17 protein-coding genes are annotated in these 20,126 nt (G+C 49.6%); 9 read left to right on the top strand and 8 right to left on the bottom strand.

All coding sequences use genetic code 11. The annotated features are described in order from the left end of the window. Nucleotides 1–147 precede the first annotated feature (147 nt). Nucleotides 148–783, top strand: coding sequence for a pyridoxamine 5'-phosphate oxidase (gene pdxH / locus L4D19_RS03065; RefSeq protein WP_428451136.1), 636 nt, complete (start codon nt 148–150; stop codon nt 781–783). A 70-nt stretch (nt 784–853) separates the two neighbouring features. Here pdxH and L4D19_RS03060 read toward each other — a convergent pair whose 3' ends face one another. Next, the gene (locus L4D19_RS03060; RefSeq protein ID WP_075766664.1) at nt 854–1,018 is read right to left on the bottom strand and encodes an addiction module component; all 165 of its coding nucleotides are present in this window, start codon (nt 1,016–1,018) and stop codon (nt 854–856) included. 187 nt (nt 1,019–1,205) lie between these two features. Further along, on the bottom strand, nt 1,206–1,916 hold the full coding sequence (locus tag L4D19_RS03055; RefSeq protein WP_160649993.1) for a PAS domain-containing protein: 711 nt from the start codon (nt 1,914–1,916) through the stop codon (nt 1,206–1,208). A 1,127-nt stretch (nt 1,917–3,043) separates the two neighbouring features. Between L4D19_RS03055 and L4D19_RS03050 the strand changes: the two genes are divergently transcribed. From L4D19_RS03050 to putP, 4 genes are all read left to right on the top strand, one after another. Beyond that, nucleotides 3,044–3,829, top strand: coding sequence for a helix-turn-helix domain-containing protein (locus L4D19_RS03050; RefSeq protein WP_428451135.1), 786 nt, complete (start codon nt 3,044–3,046; stop codon nt 3,827–3,829). A gap of 415 nt (nt 3,830–4,244) precedes the next feature. Continuing rightward, nucleotides 4,245–7,373, top strand: coding sequence for a bifunctional proline dehydrogenase/L-glutamate gamma-semialdehyde dehydrogenase PutA (gene putA, locus L4D19_RS03045; protein ID WP_428451134.1), 3,129 nt, complete (start codon nt 4,245–4,247; stop codon nt 7,371–7,373). 28 nt (nt 7,374–7,401) lie between these two features. Further along, complete coding sequence (locus L4D19_RS03040) at nt 7,402–8,100, top strand: aldehyde dehydrogenase family protein (protein ID WP_428451133.1); 699 nt, start codon at nt 7,402–7,404, stop codon at nt 8,098–8,100. 96 nt (nt 8,101–8,196) lie between these two features. After that, nucleotides 8,197–9,693, top strand: coding sequence for a sodium/proline symporter PutP (putP, locus tag L4D19_RS03035; RefSeq protein WP_428451132.1), 1,497 nt, complete (start codon nt 8,197–8,199; stop codon nt 9,691–9,693). Between the two features lie 83 nt (nt 9,694–9,776). On the opposite strand, the gene L4D19_RS03030 is transcribed toward putP, so the two are convergent. The 3 genes from L4D19_RS03030 to L4D19_RS03020 all read right to left on the bottom strand — a co-directional run bounded on the left by L4D19_RS03030 (nt 9,777) and on the right by L4D19_RS03020 (nt 12,753). Then, nucleotides 9,777–11,147 (bottom strand): L-serine ammonia-lyase, encoded by a 1,371-nt coding sequence (locus L4D19_RS03030; RefSeq protein ID WP_428451131.1) that lies wholly within the window; start codon nt 11,145–11,147, stop codon nt 9,777–9,779. 80 nt (nt 11,148–11,227) lie between these two features. After that, the gene (locus L4D19_RS03025; protein WP_428451130.1) at nt 11,228–12,358 is read right to left on the bottom strand and encodes an HlyD family secretion protein; all 1,131 of its coding nucleotides are present in this window, start codon (nt 12,356–12,358) and stop codon (nt 11,228–11,230) included. Further along, nucleotides 12,358–12,753, bottom strand: coding sequence for a DUF3302 domain-containing protein (locus L4D19_RS03020; protein WP_428451129.1), 396 nt, complete (start codon nt 12,751–12,753; stop codon nt 12,358–12,360). The genes L4D19_RS03025 and L4D19_RS03020 overlap by 1 nt, the downstream gene beginning before the upstream one ends. Nucleotides 12,754–12,954: 201 nt before the next feature. Between L4D19_RS03020 and L4D19_RS03015 the strand changes: the two genes are divergently transcribed. Further along, nucleotides 12,955–14,265 (top strand): tetratricopeptide repeat protein, encoded by a 1,311-nt coding sequence (locus L4D19_RS03015; protein ID WP_428451128.1) that lies wholly within the window; start codon nt 12,955–12,957, stop codon nt 14,263–14,265. Here the strand turns inward: L4D19_RS03015 and yieH are convergent. Together yieH and L4D19_RS03005 are read right to left on the bottom strand one after the other, a co-directional pair. After that, on the bottom strand, nt 14,260–14,964 hold the full coding sequence (gene yieH / locus L4D19_RS03010; protein WP_428451127.1) for a 6-phosphogluconate phosphatase: 705 nt from the start codon (nt 14,962–14,964) through the stop codon (nt 14,260–14,262). The two genes, L4D19_RS03015 and yieH, sit on opposite strands and share 6 nt — an antisense overlap. 193 nt (nt 14,965–15,157) lie before the next feature. Further along, nucleotides 15,158–15,631: a hypothetical protein gene (locus tag L4D19_RS03005; protein ID WP_428451126.1), complete on the bottom strand. Its 474-nt coding sequence runs from the start codon at nt 15,629–15,631 to the stop codon at nt 15,158–15,160. Between the two features lie 98 nt (nt 15,632–15,729). On the opposite strand from L4D19_RS03005, the gene L4D19_RS03000 reads away from it, so the two are divergent. Further along, nucleotides 15,730–16,392, top strand: coding sequence for a CatB-related O-acetyltransferase (locus L4D19_RS03000; RefSeq protein ID WP_428451125.1), 663 nt, complete (start codon nt 15,730–15,732; stop codon nt 16,390–16,392). A 111-nt stretch (nt 16,393–16,503) separates the two neighbouring features. Here the strand turns inward: L4D19_RS03000 and L4D19_RS02995 are convergent, their stop codons facing one another. Then, nucleotides 16,504–17,439, bottom strand: coding sequence for a Rossmann-fold NAD(P)-binding domain-containing protein (locus tag L4D19_RS02995; RefSeq protein ID WP_428451124.1), 936 nt, complete (start codon nt 17,437–17,439; stop codon nt 16,504–16,506). Nucleotides 17,440–17,541: 102 nt separating this feature from the next. Between L4D19_RS02995 and L4D19_RS02990 the strand changes: the two genes are divergently transcribed. Then, nucleotides 17,542–18,480, top strand: a complete 939-nt coding sequence (locus tag L4D19_RS02990; RefSeq protein WP_428451123.1) for a LysR family transcriptional regulator — start codon at nt 17,542–17,544, stop codon at nt 18,478–18,480. A gap of 344 nt (nt 18,481–18,824) precedes the next feature. After that, nucleotides 18,825–20,018, top strand: a complete 1,194-nt coding sequence (locus L4D19_RS02985) for an acetate/propionate family kinase (protein WP_428451122.1) — start codon at nt 18,825–18,827, stop codon at nt 20,016–20,018. Nucleotides 20,019–20,126 lie beyond the last annotated feature (108 nt).

The following is a 20,126-nucleotide window of genomic DNA, read 5'->3' as shown; positions in this document are numbered from 1 at the left end:
AAACACGAACCAGCTAGCAGAGATGAAATGAAGTGGTCTGCTATTCGATAAATAGTTTTAAAATCATTCAGATCAGTGAAGGAACTTGTTTTTCCTAGAGGCAAAGCGCACAATTTCCCCCAGAATGACTAAGAAGCGGAGTTAACAATGGAATTGTCTGATATTCGTCGCGAATACACGCGAGGTGGTTTACGTCGTCATGATTTACCAGATGAGCCGCTGAGTTTATTCGATAAGTGGCTGAAACAGGCCATTGAGGCAAATTTGAGCGATCCGACAGCAATGACGGTGGCTACCGTGGATGATAACGGTCAGCCATACCAGCGTATCGTGTTACTAAAACACTATGATAAAGAAGGCTTCGTTTTCTATACCAATCTCGGTAGTCGAAAGGCGATGCATCTGGACCATAATGCCAAAATTAGCCTGCATTTCCCGTGGCACGCTATTGAGCGTCAGGTACATATTACGGGTGAGGCTGAGAAGTTGTCTAAGATGGAAGTGATGAAATATTTTACGTCGCGTCCCAAAGAAAGCCAACTTGCGGCTTGGGCCAGTAAGCAAAGCAGCCGAATTTCTGCCCGCCAGGCCCTTGAAAGTAAGTTTATGGAGCTTAAACAGAAGTTCTCGAACGGTGAAGTGCCGTTACCCACTTTTTGGGGAGGTTACCGGGTGAAAATCAGTTCGATAGAATTCTGGCAGGGGGGGGAAAATCGCCTTCATGATCGCTTCTTGTATCGACATGAAGCTGATAATTGGGAAATTGATCGTCTGGCCCCTTAATTGGCCTCGGAAGAAATAAAAAAGTGTAGCCTAGCCGCTACACTTTTTATATATATCCTGAATTAACTGGTTACTGTTGATTACTAGTAACAATACTCACCCCTTCAGGGTGGCGTATTCTTAATGCCTTCTCGGCTGATTGAATCGAGGCGATTTCGCTTTCAGCTGCTATTTCGTATTTACACGGAATATTAAAATGTGGATGTACAACGTAGGTAATAGTAAATTGTTTCATACTTGTTTCCAGTTAAATAATAATATCAAGCCACGGAGTCAATTAAGGCTAGTTAATTATCCTGACTAATTAATTCTGCAGATATTGTAGGTGGTGTTTGACCTGCAATATTTGATCTGGAAACAGACTTGTATTGGCAAAATTTCAAACTAAGAGTGCATGAAACGATAGTATTTGTTGCTGTCGGTTACTCTTTTAGGATGACAGACAGCTGGCGCTTGAGCATACTTTCCGGAATATGAGAGCCAAAGCCGAGATCAAGGGCCAGGTCCAGCAGTTCGCCTTTAGAGTTCGCATTGAACTTTTCGCGCAGGCGAACAACATAGTTCTCAACGGTTTTCACCGAAACATTCAGTACCTTGGCGATATATTGCGGTTTTTTACCATAAAGCAGCAAAAAGAGAACTTCCGATTCACGGGTATTCAAGCTAACCGCCTGGTTATGGAGATCAAGACTGAAAGACGCCTGCTCTTTATTGCTTAACCCTGCCGCGCGGCAGATCCAATGGCCGACTTCAAGGATGGCCGTATCTTTTAACTCGACACCTGAAAAAATCGTACCTACGGTTTCATTCTGCTCATCTTTCCACGGTGTTTTAGTGAATAAATGTGCACGCCAGCTTCCATCTGAATAGGGGTGAATATCGAGGACACGCATTCTGTTCCCCGTAGAAAGGACAAGGTTATCCTGCTCTCTAAATGAATCTGCACATTCGACAGTCGGGCTCGGCATATCAAAATCAGTTCGGCCAATACAATCGAGGTGATGGTCGACACCAATAATTTTTCCATATTCTTCATTGGCATAAATAAATACCGAGTCTTTATCTTTACACCCCCAGCACCCAGGAAGCTGATTAAAAATATGTAGTAGAGAAGGGTCGACTTTATCTTTCACTCTTTTTGCCTAATGAAATTGGCTTGGTTTATTGACTGTACAGAGTTTAATAGAAAGAAGAAATCTTACAATAACCAGATGACGGTATATTGGGCATATTTCTGTATTTTTAAAAAAAAAGCCGGTCAAAAAGACCGGCAAAGACAAGAGTTTGACTCCGAAGAGCACAATCCTGTACGACGTGTAGAAGAGGTATCCAATTAAGTTCATCTCTTTAATATGAGGGTGTATATCAAAGGAACTTCATTGGCATGTATCCAATGCTGGATACTGCAGACACTGAACAGTGAAGTATGTTCCCTGTCTACGGAACGAACTATAGCTTACAGGCGTATTGTATATAAGGGGGGAAATCACCTATTGACGCGGGAGGGATAATGTGCACAGGCTTGTCGGGTGCCAATGATAGTATAAATGCTGTTGATGTGCGCTTGTTGTGCGGTGAGTAATTAACAAAGTAAAGAAAGATGTTGCTTCCCTGTTTTTATGTGATGGCAGTGAATGGCTACTCAAACAAGCTGATAAAGCTTGCCTCTGCTAATACTGATTCGGGCATTCACTAGTAAACAGCAAGGCCAGCGCTATACCTGTGAATGCCCGGAAAAATGATCAAGACAGGCTAATTAACGGGGAGTGTCATTTCAATTGGAACGATGATCAAGCGTGATCATCGTTTTGATCCTTGTTGTTATGGAAAAATGATCAAGGTTGATGATCATGCTTCAGTGAATGAAGGGGCTGGGCAATGATGAGCGATAAACCTGTTGTCAATGAGTACTATAGGAATATTGAGGTTAATTATCTGAATAACTTGGATAAATCATGCTTACAGCGGTTGTGTTACTGGGCGAGAAAATCCTGGGTATGGGATGGCATTGGGTGATTGTGTTTTGGGATTGGAGTTGACGCGGTAAATTGAAATGACAACGGCCGTAAAAAAGTTGTTCTTGATCATTTTTCCGAAGCCGTTAGGGCGAGGAGCTATAGAGCCGTCATCTATACTGATAAGTGTCCATCAAGATTGCCTGTGGGCTGGATCACTATCATCATATAATTATCTGGTTCAAGAGGCGGGTATGGTATTCTGGCCCGAAAATAGATGACACCTTTTATGTTATTAATGACATATGGAAATTAAATCCAAACACGCGAATTTTAAGCCCTCTGAAATTGTCGCTCTGCCACAGCAAATGGATCACCACAATCATGGTTATAACCAGGTCGTGATCGGACTGTCCGGCCAGACAGAGTTTGATATCGAAGGCTACGGTAACCTTGTTTGCTCCGGTCAGGGCTGTCTGGTGACGGCAGATTCAGAGCATGCCTTTTCCGGGATCGGTAAAAATGAGATCTTGGTATTGAATGTGCCTGTCGATCAGCTGCACCCTTCTTATACACAGGATAGAATGGATCGGTTATTTGATCAGTCGAGTTATTTTCACCTTGACAGTCAGGCACAGAATTTGATTCAGGCGCTGACGGCAGAGATGACCGCCCATCCCGATGATCTGCTGCTAAGCAAGGCCTGCACCGATACCTTGTTGTGTGTGCTACAGCGCCATTTTAAGCCGTTAAACGACGATCGCCAGATCTACCGGCTGAATATGGATATTATCGATCAGTACATACTTCAGCATCTTACCCGTAAAATTTCTGTAACACAGTTGGCCGGGCTGGTTTTCCTCGGTGAAAGCCAGTTTCATTATTTGTTCAAAGAACAGACAGGCGTGACACCGCATCAGTATGTCCTGAAAAAGCGTCTGGAAATGGCGAAACAGCTTATTGAAGAGTCTCACTTGAGTCTGGCTCAGGTGGCACAAAGTTCCGGTTTTGCCAGCCAAAGCAGCTTTACCCAGGCATTTTCCCGCCTCTACGGTATGCCGCCAGCCCGTTACCGAAAAATTCACAGTTAACGCTAATAGTTTATCAAACTCTTCTTTATCAATGGCTTGCAGTGTAACGCCGGTTAGCCATTGAGCGCTTATCTCGCCACTATCCCTTCAGTACTTTTTGGCGTTACTATCCGTCTACCTCTCTTGATCATCGTTCCCGACAATCACTGCTGACCGACTAGTTAATAACACTATTGACGTAGCTGTAATTAGCGTTTCGCTATATGAAACTAAAGTTTTTGATGTAGTTTTGTGTCTATTTTTGTTAAAAAACGGACTTTTTCTAAAAATTATCGGAGAATATAGCAAGACTCTCGGCGTGGCGGAAAATAGAATCCTCTCAATGCTAACACTGGTGTAACATTTAACCTGAGCGAGATCGCCTAGTAGATATAGATACTGGTATTCAATCAGGTTCACTATTGAGGGATTGATTATGTTCAATGCGGCAGATGTACTTCAGCCATCATTTATTGAGCGACCATTGGAAGAAATCTGGACATTGATTTCACCGCTCTATTCTGTTGATGAGTCTCAGTGGCTTAAACAGTTGATACCTTTGGCTGAGCCTTCGGAGCAAGAACGTAAACACACCACGGAACAGGCTGCGACGTTGATCGAGCGTGTTCGTGCCGATCAGAACGCGATTCAGATGATTGATGCGTTGTTGCTGGAATATAGCCTGGATACCAAAGAAGGCATCTTGCTGATGTGCCTTGCCGAGGCTCTGATGCGTATTCCTGATGCGGCAACAGCTGACGCACTTATCCGTGACAAGCTCAGCGTAGCAGATTGGAAATCGCACCTGAAAAGCTCTGACTCGTTGTTCGTGAATGCATCGACCTGGGGCCTGATGCTGACCGGTAAAGTAGTCACTATGGATGCCAAGGAAGATGGTACACCTAGCCATGTGATCAATCGCTTGGTGAACAAAATGTCTGAACCGGTGATCCGCCAGGCCATGAACCAGGCGATGAAAATCATGGGTCACCAGTTTGTTCTTGGCCGTACCATCGCCGAAGCAATGAAAAACGGTAAAGACAAGCGCGATGAGGGATTCACCTACTCCTTCGATATGTTAGGTGAAGCCGCACTGACCGCACAGGATGCCCAGAAGTACTTCAAAGACTACATAATGGCCATCGAAGCGGTTGGACGTGATGCCTATTCGAGCCAGAAGGGCAGCAATGCGAAATCGCCGGATCCGACTGTGTCTATCAAGCTGTCGGCGCTGCATCCTCGTTACGATGTTGCCAATGAGACGCGTGTACTGGACGAGATGTATGAGTCGGTGCTGTCGCTGCTCAAGCGTGCCCGCGAGCTGAATGTCGGGATCACGATTGATGCCGAAGAAGCGGATCGTCTGGAACTGTCGCTGAAGCTTTTCGAGAAGCTGTACCGCTCGGACGAAGTTCGTGGCTGGGGACGCTTTGGCTTAGTTGTGCAGGCTTACTCAAAGCGCGCGCTGCCGGTATTGGCATGGCTGGCAACACTGAGCAAGCGACAGGGGGACGTGATCCCGTTACGTCTGGTGAAAGGAGCGTATTGGGACAGCGAGCTGAAGCTGTCGCAACAGAGTGGTTTTTCTGGTTACCCAGTGTTCACCCGTAAGGAAGCGACTGACAGCTCTTATCTGGCTTGTGCCCGATTTCTGCTGTCCGAGCATCTGCGTGGTTTGATTTATCCGCAGTTTGCCAGCCACAACGCTCACACGGTGTCGGCGATTGTTGCCATGGCAAGCTCAAATAAGGATTACGAATTCCAACGCCTGCATGGTATGGGCGATGCGCTCTATAACCATGTGATGGACATGCACAATGTGAACGTGCGTATTTACGCACCGGTAGGTAGCCATAAAGATTTGTTGCCGTACCTGGTTCGTCGTCTACTGGAAAATGGTGCCAACAGCTCGTTTGTACACCGTCTGGTCGATGCTAACTGTCCGGTTGAGTCTTTGACCCAGCACCCGGTTGATGAACTATTGTCCCGGCCGACATTGCATAACGCCCTGATCCCGCTGCCACCGCAAATCTTCGGTGAACAGCGTAAGAACTCGTTGGGGGTTAATATTGATATCGAGTCGGAATGGCGTCCGTTCTCGGACTCGGTCAAGACATTTGCCCAGCACCAGTGGCAGGCTGGCCCTATTATCAATGGTGAAAAACAATCTGGTGAGATGCAGGCCGTTACAGCGCCGTATGACCGCCGTGAAGCTGTTGGCAGTATTGCATTTGCCAGTGCCGAGCAGGTAGAAGCCGCTATTTCCGTAGCTGCCGAGGCGTATCCGAGCTGGTCACAGCGACCGGCTGGCGAGCGAGCTCAAAGCCTGGTCCGCCTGGCTGATTTGCTGGAAGCACATACCGGTGAGCTGGTGGCGCTTTGCCACCGCGAAGCGGGCAAAACGATTCAGGATAGCATCGATGAAATTCGTGAGGCGGTTGATTTCTGCCGTTTCTATGCCGATCAGGCGGCAACGGACTTTGCCGAGCCGAAGCAAATAACCGGTTTTGATGGCACGACCAAGTTGCTGAGCTACCAGGGGCGCGGTGTGTTTGCTTGTATCAGCCCGTGGAACTTCCCATTGGCGATTTTCCTCGGTCAGGTGTCTGCTGCTCTGGTGGCAGGTAACACGGTTGTCGCAAAACCTGCGGAGCAGACGTCGCTGATTGCGTTTAGGGCTATTGAGCTGATGTTGGAAGCAGGCGTGCCAGCGGGGGCTATCCAGTTCCTGCCAGGTACGGGAGCGCAGGTGGGGGCACCCCTGACATCGGATCCGCGTATTTCTGGGGTGGCCTTTACAGGCTCGACCGAGACCGCACAGCGTATTAACCGTTCGCTGGCGGCACGCGATTGTGAACCGGCGACGTTTATTGCCGAGACCGGTGGACAGAATGCGATGATCGTCGACAGTACGGCCCTGCCCGAGCAGGTTGTTCGTGATGTGGTTCGTTCGGCCTTTGCGTCTGCTGGCCAGCGTTGTTCGGCCCTTCGGGTGTTGTTTGTTCAGGAAGATATTGCCGATCGCATTACCTCCCTTATCAAGGGAGCAATGGATGAATTGTCGGTAGGCAGGCCTGAACTGCACAGTACCGATGTCGGCCCGGTGATTGATACCGGCGCCCGTGAAAAGTTGCTGACCCATATTGAGTCTTTGAAGAACCAGGCCAAGGTGGTGGCGCAGGCGACACTGGATGAAGAGTGTCAGCACGGTGATTTTGTTGCCCCTACGGCGTTTGAGATCGGCAGCATTGATGTGCTGAAGAATGAAAACTTCGGCCCGATCCTTCATATCGTACGCTTCAAGGCCAGCGAGCTGGAGCAGGTGATTGACCAAATCAACAACACTGGCTTTGGTCTGACGATGGGGATCCATAGCCGAAATGAGCGTACTTATTGCCACATCGAGCGCCGTGCCCGTGTCGGTAACTGCTATATCAACCGGGACCAGGTCGGTGCCGTGGTCGGGGTACAGCCATTTGGTGGGCAGGGATTATCGGGAACCGGTCCGAAAGCAGGTGGTCCGCACTACCTGTATCGTTTTACCCAAGATGTGTTTAACGCTTAATGGCCGCTGAGTTGAGAGGGAAATAGCTATGACGACAAGTATTCAAGCAATGGTAGATAACAGCTCGGCAGCCTGGGAAGGGTGGAACGGCTTGGGCTATGAGGCACGCTCACAGATCCTGGGCCGCTGGGCTGAAGAGCTGGCCCCCGATGTTCGGGCAATGGTGGCGTTTCAGTGTCGAAATGCCAGCGAGCATGTGGCAGAGACACTGCTGATGCCCGGGCCGACGGGTGAGACCAACGAGCTTTATTGCGCCGGTCGCGGCAGTTTCATTGTAACAGCCGATGTCGAGACATCACTGGTTGCTATTGTCGGCCAAATTGCGGCGGCACTGGTTACCGGAAATACAGTTTTTGTTTGCCTACCGTCGGACTACGTGCTGTCGGCAGGTGAACTGGCTGCACAGCTGGAGAAAAGCGGCTGTGCTCGCGGTGTTGTCACCGCAATTGATAGCGATCAGCTTGCGGATCTGGTGAGTCACCCGGCAATTGCTGGTGTGGCGTACGCCGGAAAGCTATCAACATCACAGGCGCTGGTGCGCCAATTGGCTGCCCGTGACGGGTTGCTGGCTCAGCTGATCAGCGAGACTGACTGCGAGTCACTGCCTGTTATCGGTAGCCCTACGTACTCACTGCGTTTCGTGACCGAAAGGACACGGACCATCAATATCACAGCAGTTGGCGGAAACGCGACATTGCTTGAATTGGGGAGTGGTGAAGAACACTAACGCGAGTTGTACTAAACAGCTCAGCTGAAAATCTTTCAGCACAATAAACAAAAAGCCCCTGCTATGGACAGGGGCTCTAAGTGAGGGAACTCAACAATGATAGAAAATAGCTTTGCTATTACAGGAACGTTTATCGTTTATCTGATCGGTATGATGGCGATTGGTTATATTGCCTACAAGCGAACAGCAAACTCCGCCGACTATTTCCTTGGCGGCCGTACGCTTGGTCCTTGGCCTGCAGCACTGTCTGCCGGTGCGTCGGACATGAGTGGCTGGTTGCTACTGGGGCTGCCGGGTTATGCCTATGCGGCAGGTATGGAATCGCTATGGCTGGCCGGTGGCCTGCTAATTGGCACCTGGCTAAACTGGCTGATCTGTGCCAAGCGCCTGCGTACCTACAGTATTACCACGGATAATGCGTTGACTCTGCCTGAGTTCCTGGCTCGCCGTTTTGACGATAAATCTAAACTGATCCAAACCATTTCAGCATTCTTTATTTTGCTGTTCTTCCTTTTCTATACCAGTTCAGGTTTGGTTGCCGGTGGTAAGCTGTTTGAAACCGTATTCGGTCTTGATTACACCCTCGCGGTAATTATTGGTACGGTGTGTGTCGTTTCTTACACCTTGTTCGGTGGTTTCCTTGCCGTGTCGTGGACTGACTTGGTTCAGGGGCTGCTGATGTCGGCGGCATTGCTGATTGTACCGATTGCGGCTATGAGTGGTGGTGTTGGTGATCTAGCTGCGGCACTGGAAGCGAAGAACCCAGAGCTGATGACGCTGTTTAATGATGTCAAGGGCGAGCCGCTGTCGGCGATTGCGATCATCTCACTGGCCGCGTGGGGTCTGGGCTATTTCGGTCAGCCGCATATCCTGGCGCGTTTCAAGGCGACTCGATCTAATAAAGATATCGGTACTGCACGTCGTATCGCGGTAGCATGGACAGCACTGTCGATGACGGGGGCTATTCTTGTTGGCCTGGTAGGTATTTTGTTTGTCGACAACCAGCTGGGTGGCGAACTGGCTGATGGCGAGAAAATCTTCATGCTGCTGGTAAACTCGATTTTCCACCCTGTGATTGCCGGTATCTTGCTGGCGGCGATTCTGGCGGCAATCATGAGTACGGCGGATTCACAGCTGTTGGTGTCATCATCGGCGCTGGCTGAAGATTTCTACAAGCAGGTATTCCGTCCGCAGGCAACGACAGAAGAGATTGTAATGGTCGGCCGTGTGGCTGTTATCGCGCTGTCTATCGTTGCGCTGGTACTGGCGATGAACCCTGACAGCACGGTACTGGGGCTGGTGTCTTACGCCTGGGCTGGCTTCGGTGCGGCATTCGGTCCAGCTCTGTTGCTGAGCCTGTTCTGGAAAGGCATGAACCGTAACGGTGCGCTTGCGGGTATTGTTGTTGGTGCCCTGACTGTGGTGATCTGGAAGCAACTGTCAGGCGGACTGTTCGATATGTACGAAATCGTACCTGGATTTATCTTCGCGACGATTTCTATCATTGTGATCAGCTCTATGACGGGCGGCGCATCGAAGGAAGTGGAAGCGCAGTACGAGAACTACGAGAAGAACCTGGTTGAGTTTGACTAACAGATAGACCAAGTCTCGAACATCAAAGCCAGTCGCCATCCAGCGGCTGGCTTTTTCTTTTCTAATTCCTCGATTTACTTGAATTACTCGCAGGGTGGGGCGAGGTGGATCATCGCCAGGCCGCCGAGTGAGGTCTCCCGGTACTTCTTGTTCATGTCTTTACCCGTCTGGTACATGGTTTCGATAACCTTGTCGAGAGAGACCAGCGACTTGCTGTTGCGCTTTAAGGCCATCCGCGAGGCATTGATGGCTTTGATCGCTCCCATCGCATTACGCTCGATACACGGAATTTGAACCAGGCCGCCTATCGGATCGCAGGTCATTCCCAGCGAATGTTCCATGGCGATTTCTGCCGCCATGCAGATTTGCTCGTTGCTGCCTCCGCGAATTGCCGTCAGACCTGCCGCTGCCATCGACGAGGAGACACCGATCTCACCCTGACAACCGACCTCGGCACCGGAAATGGATGCGTTCATTTTGTATAGCATGCCGATAGCGGCCGAGACAGCGAGAAAGTCTTTGATTTGCGGTGTGTCGAGCGGACAGATGAATTTGTTGTAGTACATCAGCACCGACGGGATCACCCCGGCAGCACCGTTAGTCGGCGAGGTAACCACCTGGCCGCCAGCGGCATTTTCTTCGCTGACGGCGAAGGCAAACAGGTTCACCCAATCGAGAATGGTCATTGGATCGTTATCAACGTCTTTATTGGCTTCGAGTTTTTTCAGCAGTGCCGGGGCACGGCGAACAACATTCAGGCCACCTTCCAGGATCCCTTCGGTTTTAAACCCGCGTTTCATACAGGAAGACATGACCGCCCAGATTTGCTTGGCCTTGGCATCGAGTTCGTCCTCGGACCGGAAAGCCAGCTCGTTGCGGAGGATCATCGCGCCGATACACAGGCCTTCCTTTTCCGCAGTAGCAAGGATGTCTTCGGCAGAGTGAAAGCTGTAAGGCACAGTGACCGTGTCGGCAGATTTACCGCGTTGCAGTTCATCGGCCGTGGCAATAAAACCACCGCCGATCGAGTAGTAGGTTTCGATAAAGAGCTGTTTGCCGGCAGTATCAAATGCACTGATGGTCATCCCGTTTTCATGTAGTGGCAGGTTGGTGTCGTGAAACAGCATGTCGGTATCTGGATTGAAACCGATGGTTTTCTTGCCTGCCAAATGGAGTGTCCCGGTCTGGATACCGTCTGCCATCGCTTTGTTGGCCTGTTCGATGTCAATGTTGTCCGGGGTGTTATTCATCAGGCCGAGAAGGGTCGCGCGGTCGGTATGGTGCCCTCTCCCTGTCAGGGACAATGAGCCGTAGAGGTCGACTTGAACACGTTCTATGGCGCCAATCTGTGCATCAACCTTCTGGCAAAAATTGAACCCTGCCAGCATCGGACCGTTGGTGTGGGAGCTGGATGGTCCGACACCGACTTTGTAGATATCGAAAATAGATAACATGGTCACTTCCCTCGTGCTGTATATCTGTTAGACAACCCGATCGCACAAATTTATTCCGTGACGGTGATCCTAATCTCGGATCAATGATCAAGGAAGAGATAGTTCTGCCAGCTCTTCATGCGGATCAATACTTTTCGCATGACAGATACATGTTCGAAGCTGTCGGAATAGACGGCAATCTCGACATTGGTTCCCTGTGGGAGATGAAAAGGTGATAGATCATCGGTTACCCGAAGTTTAACCAACGGTCGCCCCTGTTTTAGCAGCAAGTCGCTGCCGTAGAGCATGCCTGATGCCTGTACCTGGCTTTCACCGATGGCTGGCAGGACCTCGATCACTTCACCTTTGAAGGTTTTACCCGGTAGGGCCCGAAAGACAAAATCAGCCTTGAACCCGGTTTCAAGACGCAGCAGGGAGTTTTGGCGAAAGGCGCCGATATAGAGTTGCTCTTCCTGGTGAACGAATGTCATGACAGGCTTTAGCGGCAGTGGCACGGCCATCATGCCCGGGCGCAGTGTAACCTGGGTGACGTAGCCATCGGTAGGCGCATAGACAACGGTTTCATTGAGATTGAACTCTGCTTGGGTGAGCTGGGCGCGTATTTTGGCGACAGTGGTGTTTTCACCCATGATCTCGGATTCAAAGGCAAGCTTGGAACGGCGCTCCTCGGCCCTGGCTGCAGCCAGAGAGGCTTCGGCACTGAGATAGAACTGGCGTCGGTTATCGACTTCTGACTGGGTAAATGCTCCGCGTTTGTAGCCTTTTTCGTAACGTTTGAACTGCTGCAGGGTTCGGTCACGTTCGGCGATGGCTTTTGCCGTGGTGGCCTGGGACGATTTATAGTCGGCCTCAAGACCGAGAACATATTGTTTTGCCTCGGCCAGGGAGGCTTGCTGCAACCTGACTTCTGCTTCAAAGGGAGTGGGATCGATTTTAAACAATACCTCGCCTTTATTGATCGGCTGGTTGGGCGAGACCGGTACATCGATCACTTTTCCCCTTACGCCGGGAACAATAGGAGTGGTGACAAAAAACTGGCCGCCGTAGTTGGTATGTGGATGGTTGTAGTTCATCAGTAGTATCAGGGTGCCAACTAGCACAATGCCCCCCAGAACCGCGGTTGGTACTGTCCATTTGTTGAGCGGGATCCGGAAAATCTTAAAGACGGCAATGCACAGTGCGGTATAGGTAAGAACCAGCAATAAATCCATTAGTCCTCCTCTTTCTGGTCAACTGTGTCGTTTCGATGGGAGGTGGTAGACTGCCGGGCCTGAGTGACTTCTAGCTGTGCCACTTTTTCGGTCAGTCGCTCTACCTGCTCTGTCAGCTGGAGGACTTCGTGGTGAAGCTCGTGTTGTTCGTTTTGTATTTTGGTGAACCCCCAGCCACGATCTTCCCGCCATAGCGTGGCCCAGATCCACAGAAACGGCCAGATGGCGTGAAGGGTAAACAGGCTGACCCAGCCGGCATAATGAATGGCATCCTGGTGAGGGTGATTGCGTTTTTTCGATATTTCATAGGGGATATCATGGATTGCGATCACGCCGTAGAATAAAAAAACGGCAACAAACACCAAGACCCCCAGAGCAAAGTAATCGAGAAACATCCATGATCCTTAATGTGTTATTGGCAATGGTATAAGTAAAAAATAGCATCGAATAACGGCACTATCTGAGTTTGCAGTTCTTCTTTATCTCTCTATTTTTAAACAGTGTTTTTTGTGTGGTTAATTACTCTGGCATAATAGCTCTAGTTTTGCGGTATTGTGCCGTTACATAGAGTGTAGAAAATTGTTGCATGAGGGGTTATGTCAAACCTGGTAATCGGTCTGAGTTTGATCGGCGTGGTGCTGGTTTGGGTGATTGTCCGCTATTTTTCCGCGATGAAATCTCAGCGCGTTAAAGTGCAGGAGAAAGTGCTCAAAGATCAAAAGTATCAGCGGGTCCTGGAAAAGGCCAAAGTGGCTGAGCACGAGGAAAAAGTCTTCAAGGCGCAGACCGGGCACGTATCAAGCCAGCTGTCGCTGGCAAAGGAGTTTGAGCTGACCAGTATCAGTCAGGCGATCTTCTGGTACCAGAAGGCTGCGGCTTTAGACAACGATATTGCCCAGAATGCCCTGGCCCGCCTATGTCGGTTAGATCGGTCCGACTCTGATGGCGAGGCGAAATCGAAATACTGGCAGCAAGTCGTGCTGGCCAAGCGCAAAGAGCCGGAAGCTTTGTACCAGCTGGGGTATTATCTGGTATCCGGCTACGGCACCGAGATTGATACAGAGTCGGGGGTTGAAAAAATTATCGCGGCGGCTGAGCAGGGGCATGTGGAGGCGCAGCTTTTTCTCGGTGACTGGTATGTAGCAGAAATCAACCAGCACAAAGACCCTCTAGTCGCTTTCGGCTGGCGGGTGCGGGCGGCGCTGACCGATGAGGTTAAGGGCTGTATCAAAACCGCATTTTGTTATCAGAGTGGGGTCGGAGTGGCCAAGGATCGCGCTCGGGCTATTTACTGGTTGGAAAGAGCGGCCGAAATGGGTAGCAGTGAAGCACAGTTTTTGGCCGCGAAGATGCACTTGGGATCAGATGCCAATGATGCGGCTATCGCTTATGTGTGGTTTTCTATTGCCAACGCCTTTGGCCATAAAACGGCTAAGACCGAACGTGATGAAGCGGCGCAGTATGTTGGAATTGAGTCTATCCTGGCGGCACAGAGTGTTGCCAACTCTGTCTTTCGGTTGCTTAAACGCCAGCCAGTTGCACGCCACCGGGTAATTGATCTGATGGATCGGGTATATGCTCGAAGTAGCTACCGACCTGACGAGGATGTACTGGCATCGCTGGCCAGCGGAGAGCTGGCAGGAGATACGGCACAGGCTGAGGCGATTGCCAGCCGGGATGGCGAGGTGGAGATGGATTTGTCTTCGGTCGCCTCACCGGAGCGGGACAGCGAATTTTGCGACATAGAAAACGGCGTTAGCGCAAACGCAGAGAAAAGCGAAGGATCAGACGACAGCAGCTTGGCATCCGAGACCAAGAATGAAACAGCGACCAAGGAGTACCAGCAGCAAAACTGGGCCACTTCCTGGGACAGTTTTACGGCAGAATCGAAGAAGTCGTCATCATGATACCGGTACTGAATCCACCTCAAGGTGATCAAGCAGCTGCGGCATCGCCGTAATGGTGGTCACTCTCGGATGGTTAATCTTGACCGAGTGGGGCGTCGCGGCAAAGTGAAAGGTACGGATATCGGCATTGATCCCGGCCTGCACCCCCTTCGGGGTATCATCAACGAATACGCACTCTTGTAGCATCACACCCATGTGCATGGCGGCGAAGTGGAGAATATCCGGTTCAGGCTTCCAGCTGTTAGCCTGAAAGCCGCTAAATAGCTTACCTTCAAAATAGGGCAGTAGTCCGGTCAGGCTTAAAGTGTGTTCGATTTTGCTGATAGGCGCATTGGAGGCAATACACATATCGCACCCCATGCTCGACAAGGCATCTAGCAGCTCAGGCACGCCTTTGATTGGCATCAGCCCCTGTTCGAAAAGCTGCCGGCACTCTTTCCTATACATGGGCTCGAGATCATCGATGCGGGCCTTGATGCCGGCGCGCTCCCTTGTTTCGGTGAGAATATCGACCATTTTGCCGCCTTGAAAATGGCGAAGGCACTCTTCGAGACAGAGATTGGCACCTAGTCGGTTGAATATATTGACCAAGGCCTGGTTGCAGAGTATCTCGCTGTCTACCAGGGTGCCGTCGCAATCAAAAATGACGCAGCGTACTCCCGATGCTTTTTTTATTACCGTGTTGCTGGTTTTATCCATAAAACGCACTCCACTCTTATGCAGCTGACACCTCATTGTTAATACACCGTCTGTAGTTCTACAATGCGCATATTAACGTTTTGCTATCTTAATCGCGGTTAATGGCGTTTTTTTGTAAGTTATGAGATTTGTCCCTTATTCTGTCTAGAAATGCAGATATACCTATACCTCGACAGCATCAGGCAGAAATTCGCTATTGATTGCCGGGGCGGTGATAGCGGGAAAGGAAGCTATCCAGCGCGGTCTGACTGTTGATTATTTCACTTTGCTCACCTCGTAGAAATGCCAAGATGGCATCTTCATGTTCTTGTACTAGCTGGAATAATTCAGAATGCTGTCGTGCCTGTTGGGCCTGATGACGATATTTCAGCGCATAGGGTTCGACCCAGGATGCCATGGTATCGACTAGAGCAGGCCATTCCAGTGATAGCCATTTTTCAGCATCATGACGCCCCTTGCCTTCCATTGCCGGGTGGCTGTCGGGGCAGTTGATGCCGAGTTTTTCCAGCCCGGTTTTAAGGTGGCGGGCAGTGACCTGTTCGACAAGGATCAGCTTTTGCCATTTGTTGATATGCCTATCATCGCTATACTTTTCAGCGAAAGCAGAAAAAAAGGCAATGCCGTACAGTTCACCGAGGTAAGCTGAAAAAAGTTGTTCTGTTAGCATTTTGCAGGGCTCGATAATGGTTGATAAAAGAAGGACAGCATTTTACGCCATTTTTCGTAGTGTGATTAGACGGCTATACATAATAAAAAGGGGTGGCTATGTCATCATCCATATTTCCTTCATGGCTTGGCGGCTATGAGGTTCGAGAACATATCGATAATCCGAATATTTCTGTCGGGGCGCATACCTACTATTCTGGTTATTATCACGATAAACATTTTGAGGATCAGTGCGTACGTTACCTGTTGGGGGATCATTCCAGCCGGGCCGTCTGGGAGTCCGGTATTTTCGGTGAGGTTGACCGGCTCATTATCGGCAAATACTGTTCGATAGCCTCGGGGGCGACCTTTATGCTGGCCGGTAATCAAGGACATCGCCATGACTGGGTGTCTTCGTTTCCTTTTGATGTCAGCCAGTTTGGTGACAAGGTCAAGTCAGGCTTCGAGCGGGCCGGAGACACGGTGATCGGAAATGATGTGTGGATAGGATCCGAGTGCGTCATTATGCCTGGAGTTAACATTGGCGACGGGGCGGTGATTGGTGCCCGGGCCGTGGTAACCAAAGATGTTGAACCCTATGGCGTAGTGGTCGGCAACCCCGGGCAGGTTGTTAAGAAACGCTTTAACGAGGAACAGATTATCATGCTGCGGGAGATGAAATGGTGGGACTGGCCGCTCGATCTTCTGAAACAGAATATGGATTTGATGTGCAGTAATGATATTGAAGGTTTGTTCGACCGTTACCGTCAGTTTGAACGGTGAGTGTTTATTACTTCTCTAGTTTAAATGTCTATGTTAAGTGGGGCCCCGTGAGGGCCCCTGTCAGTTTATAGATACTTAATTGAAGCAACATTAGGCGAAGACAGTTAGACACTAGGCATAGTTAGAGACGCTTCGCCAACTTCTTTGTAGAGCCAGCTCCAGTGGCGTATGGATAAAGCTTGATGGTGTATGGAGCGGTATCGAGTAGGCTGGTGGCTTGCCTCCGTGTTGCCAAAGCTCCCGGGTTTTGAGGAACCGGCGAAATAGTGGTGAGAAAAAGGCTATGAACTCAAGGATTGTCCAGGATAGTTGAATGATCGATACCGGCTTACCGCTGCTGAGTGCCAGGCAGCGGGCAATATCATTGATACTGGCTTTGTGCCCGGGGTAGTAGACAATATTCAAATCGGGTTGCTCGCACTGCTCGTGAGAGAGGAGATGGGCAATATTGTCTGCAAGATCGGGTAAGAATGTCCAATAGTGGCAGAGTCTTTGATTGCTGGGGGATTGGATGATCACTTTTTGCTGCGTTTCTTTTATCAGCATCCCCAGATAGCCATGATGCAGTGCGCAGCTCAGGCTGTGCCCGCAGCAGATCACCAGAACTTTGGCTCCGTTAAAGCTCGCTTGCCGTAAGCGGTTTTTCAGTCGTTTGGGCAGGCGGACTGTTATGGGTTGATTTTTTTTCCAGACAGCAAGAGAAGGGAACCAGGGTTGTTGGACGTCATATTTATTGGTGGTGATCACCAAGCGGAGTTTGAGCTGCTCGGAAAGCGAAATAATGTGTTCTATCGAGAAAATGAGCTCTTTTCTGGCAGCCGCTGATTCAGGCAGGTGAACAAAGACGGTATCAACGTCTTTTGCAACCTGGTACAGGAAGTCAATATCATTGCTATTCATCTCGGCCAAAGTCAGCTGACTGAGTATCGGTACGTGGGCAGAGTCGTCACGAATAATACCGATGACGTCCCAGTCATTATTGATCAGCGTTCGGCAGAGGTTATTGCCCATCTCCTGACAAGCTCCAAAAACTAAGGCTTTTCTCATTGTTAACCTCAATCATGCGATTCATATCAATATACTGTTATGCAGTTTGGTTCTTATTGTGGCTATAGTAAATACACAGATAGGAATAGTAGGTATACGAATATGAATAACACGGAGTGGGACAGTATTCGGATATTTTTGGCTGTGGTCGAAGAGGGGAGTATGTCGGCGGCGGCGCAGGTACTCGGGGTGTCTCAGCCAACAGTGAGCCGCTATATTTTGGCACTGGAAGAGAAGGTCGGCGTCAATCTCTTTGATCGTTCCTGCAGCGGGCTCAAAGTGACCGAGGTCGGGGCGAGCTTGTTGGATTCCGCCAAGGCGACCGCCCTTGGGGCCGAGAGCTTTGCCAGGCAGGTTAACGCTACTTCAGAGCATATTGATGGTCATGTCCGGCTGGCTGTGAGTGAAGTGGTCGCATACTACTTTTTGCCGGATGCGATAACAGCATTTAACCGCCAGTTTCCATCTATCGAAGTCGAGATACTGATTTCCGATCAAGGGGTGAACCTAAACAAGCGTGATGCCGATTTATTGGTGTCTGTCGAAAAGCCGGAGCAACCGGATTTTGTGGTCAGCCATCTCTTTGAAGGAAAACTGGGATTTTTTGCCCATCGTGATTATCTGAAAGAGTATGGCAAGCCTGATTCACTTCAGGATCTACATGCCGGCTTCCATCAAATAATCGGCGATGACTGCAATAACTTTTATCTCCGAGAGGCTGTTCGGATTGGTCGTCCCCTGAGTAAGTCACATTTCAGCTTTCGTACCGATAGCCAGAAAATGCAGGTTGAACTGCTCAACGCCAGGGCCGGTGTCGCGGTTACCCTGTTGGCGATAGCAGAAAAGTATCCGGACCTGGTGCAGCTTTTTCCGGAAGCTGCCTTGCGCCCCTTTAACTGGTGGCTGATCTGCCATCGTGACGTGAATGTCAATCCGCGTATTCATAATCTGATGACGTTTCTGAGCCAGTGGTTTCAGCAGAATAAATGGCGACAGCAGCAGCCCGCTGAGGGAAGACAGAAACACCTTGCTGTGATGTAAGTTGAAGGGATTTCATCACAATGCATATTAATTTTGATTGGGGGGCACTATTCAATAGTTGAAAAATATTCGAGAAATATTCAACAAAAATTTAGTTGATGGGCGATTTTCGCCCAAGGTTAAACGTTTTCGTTGCTATAAACTTGATCTGGACCAGCGATTTCTAACTTATTTTGATTTTTTTGAAAACAAAAGTTGAGTTATTCAAAAAAAATTGAATAATGTAATTAAAACATATAATGCCGAGAAAATGCTGCTCCACACATTTTCCTCTGCAGTCTAAAAAAGACGTGTGACGGGACAACAATTTGTCCTTAGGCCCTAATTTTTCTGATGAGATAACCATGAGCAATTCTCTAGTTCTTGTAATCAACTCCGGTAGTTCTTCGCTAAAATTTGCCCTAATCGATACCGTTAGCGGTGAGGCAACCCTGAGTGGCTTGGGTGAGTGCTTCGGCCTGCCTGAAGCCAATGTTAGCTGGAAGATCAACGGTGAGAAGCACGAATACAAACTGAACGATTCAGGTAACCACCACCAGCAGGCAGTCGATCGCATCGTAACCCTGCTTGAAGAGCAAGGTATCAAGCAAGATATCGTTGCTGTCGGTCACCGAGTTGTCCATGGCGGTGAGAAGTTTACCAAAACAGTAAAAATTGACGATAGCGTGCTGGAAGAAATCGAGAAGCTAAGCGATCTGGCACCACTTCATAACCCTGCTCATGTTATCGGTATGCGAGCTGCAATTAAGGCTTTCCCGGCTCTGGCTCAGTACGCGGTATTTGATACGGCGTTCCACCAGACAATGCCTGCCCGTGCGTACACAGGTGCTATCTCTCAGAAGCTATACAATGAATACGGCATCCGTCGTTACGGTTTCCACGGTACGAGCCACTACTTCGTCAGCCGTGAAGCTGCCAAGATGATCAACAAGCCAATCGAAGAGAGCAATTTTATCTCTGTTCACCTGGGTAACGGTGCATCGGTTTGTGCAATCAAAGACGGCAAGAGTGTTGATACCAGCATGGGCTTTACTCCGCTGGCCGGTCTGATGATGGGCACACGTTGTGGTGACCTTGACCCAAGTATCATTGAGTTCCTGCTGAAGAAAGGCTGGGCTCAGGAAGATGTTTTCAAAGAGCTGAACTCGAAATCGGGTCTGCTAGGTGTATCTGGCCTGACAAGCGATTGCCGCGGTATTATCGAGGCGATGGAAAATGGCCACGAGGGCGCAACCCTGGCTTTTGAAATCTTCACTTACCGTGTTGCTAAGTACATCGGTTCTTACATGGTGGCACTGGATGAGCTGGACGGCATCATCTTCACCGCCGGTATTGGTGAGAACTCTCAGCCAATCCGCAGCAAGATCCTAGAGAACCTGAAGATCTTCGGTTACCGCGAAGACGAAGAAGCCAATGCGGCTGCTCGCTTCGGTAACAGTGGTATTATTACCCAGCCAAATACACCAGTTGCAATGGTAATCCCTACCAACGAAGAGTGGGTTATCGCAAAAGAATCTATGGCGTTACTGCACGCGTAATAGACTATAGCCAGCCAAGTTTCCCAAGGGCTTGGTTGGCTCCCTGCCTGGAACACAGGGAAATACGGAACGGAAACGGCCCCGAGCAAATGCTCGGGGCCGTTTTTG

The organism is Photobacterium kasasachensis, from assembly GCF_050336885.1.
Taxonomy (GTDB): Bacteria; Pseudomonadota; Gammaproteobacteria; order Enterobacterales; family Vibrionaceae; genus Photobacterium; species Photobacterium kasasachensis.
The sequence above is the reverse complement of the archived record's forward strand: the minus strand, read 5'-3'. Positions and strand labels throughout refer to the sequence as shown.

Excerpts from the sequence above, each read along its gene's own strand:
- putP (WP_428451132.1), top strand. The coding sequence starts at position 8,197 with ATGATAGAAAATAGCTTTGCTATTACAGGAACGTTTATCGTTTATCTG.
- L4D19_RS03050 (WP_428451135.1), top strand. The coding sequence starts at position 3,044 with ATGGAAATTAAATCCAAACACGCGAATTTTAAGCCCTCTGAAATTGTC.
- L4D19_RS03060 (WP_075766664.1), bottom strand. The coding sequence starts at position 1,018 with ATGAAACAATTTACTATTACCTACGTTGTACATCCACATTTTAATATT.
- L4D19_RS03030 (WP_428451131.1), bottom strand. The coding sequence starts at position 11,147 with ATGTTATCTATTTTCGATATCTACAAAGTCGGTGTCGGACCATCCAGC.
- L4D19_RS03025 (WP_428451130.1), bottom strand. The coding sequence starts at position 12,358 with ATGGATTTATTGCTGGTTCTTACCTATACCGCACTGTGCATTGCCGTC.
- L4D19_RS03005 (WP_428451126.1), bottom strand. The coding sequence starts at position 15,631 with ATGCTAACAGAACAACTTTTTTCAGCTTACCTCGGTGAACTGTACGGC.
- L4D19_RS03020 (WP_428451129.1), bottom strand. The coding sequence starts at position 12,753 with ATGTTTCTCGATTACTTTGCTCTGGGGGTCTTGGTGTTTGTTGCCGTT.
- L4D19_RS02990 (WP_428451123.1), top strand. The coding sequence starts at position 17,542 with ATGAATAACACGGAGTGGGACAGTATTCGGATATTTTTGGCTGTGGTC.
- L4D19_RS03000 (WP_428451125.1), top strand. The coding sequence starts at position 15,730 with ATGTCATCATCCATATTTCCTTCATGGCTTGGCGGCTATGAGGTTCGA.
- L4D19_RS03040 (WP_428451133.1), top strand. The coding sequence starts at position 7,402 with ATGACGACAAGTATTCAAGCAATGGTAGATAACAGCTCGGCAGCCTGG.
- L4D19_RS03015 (WP_428451128.1), top strand. The coding sequence starts at position 12,955 with ATGTCAAACCTGGTAATCGGTCTGAGTTTGATCGGCGTGGTGCTGGTT.
- L4D19_RS02985 (WP_428451122.1), top strand. The coding sequence starts at position 18,825 with ATGAGCAATTCTCTAGTTCTTGTAATCAACTCCGGTAGTTCTTCGCTA.
- L4D19_RS02995 (WP_428451124.1), bottom strand. The coding sequence starts at position 17,439 with ATGAGAAAAGCCTTAGTTTTTGGAGCTTGTCAGGAGATGGGCAATAAC.
- putA (WP_428451134.1), top strand. The coding sequence starts at position 4,245 with ATGTTCAATGCGGCAGATGTACTTCAGCCATCATTTATTGAGCGACCA.
- yieH (WP_428451127.1), bottom strand. The coding sequence starts at position 14,964 with ATGGATAAAACCAGCAACACGGTAATAAAAAAAGCATCGGGAGTACGC.
- pdxH (WP_428451136.1), top strand. The coding sequence starts at position 148 with ATGGAATTGTCTGATATTCGTCGCGAATACACGCGAGGTGGTTTACGT.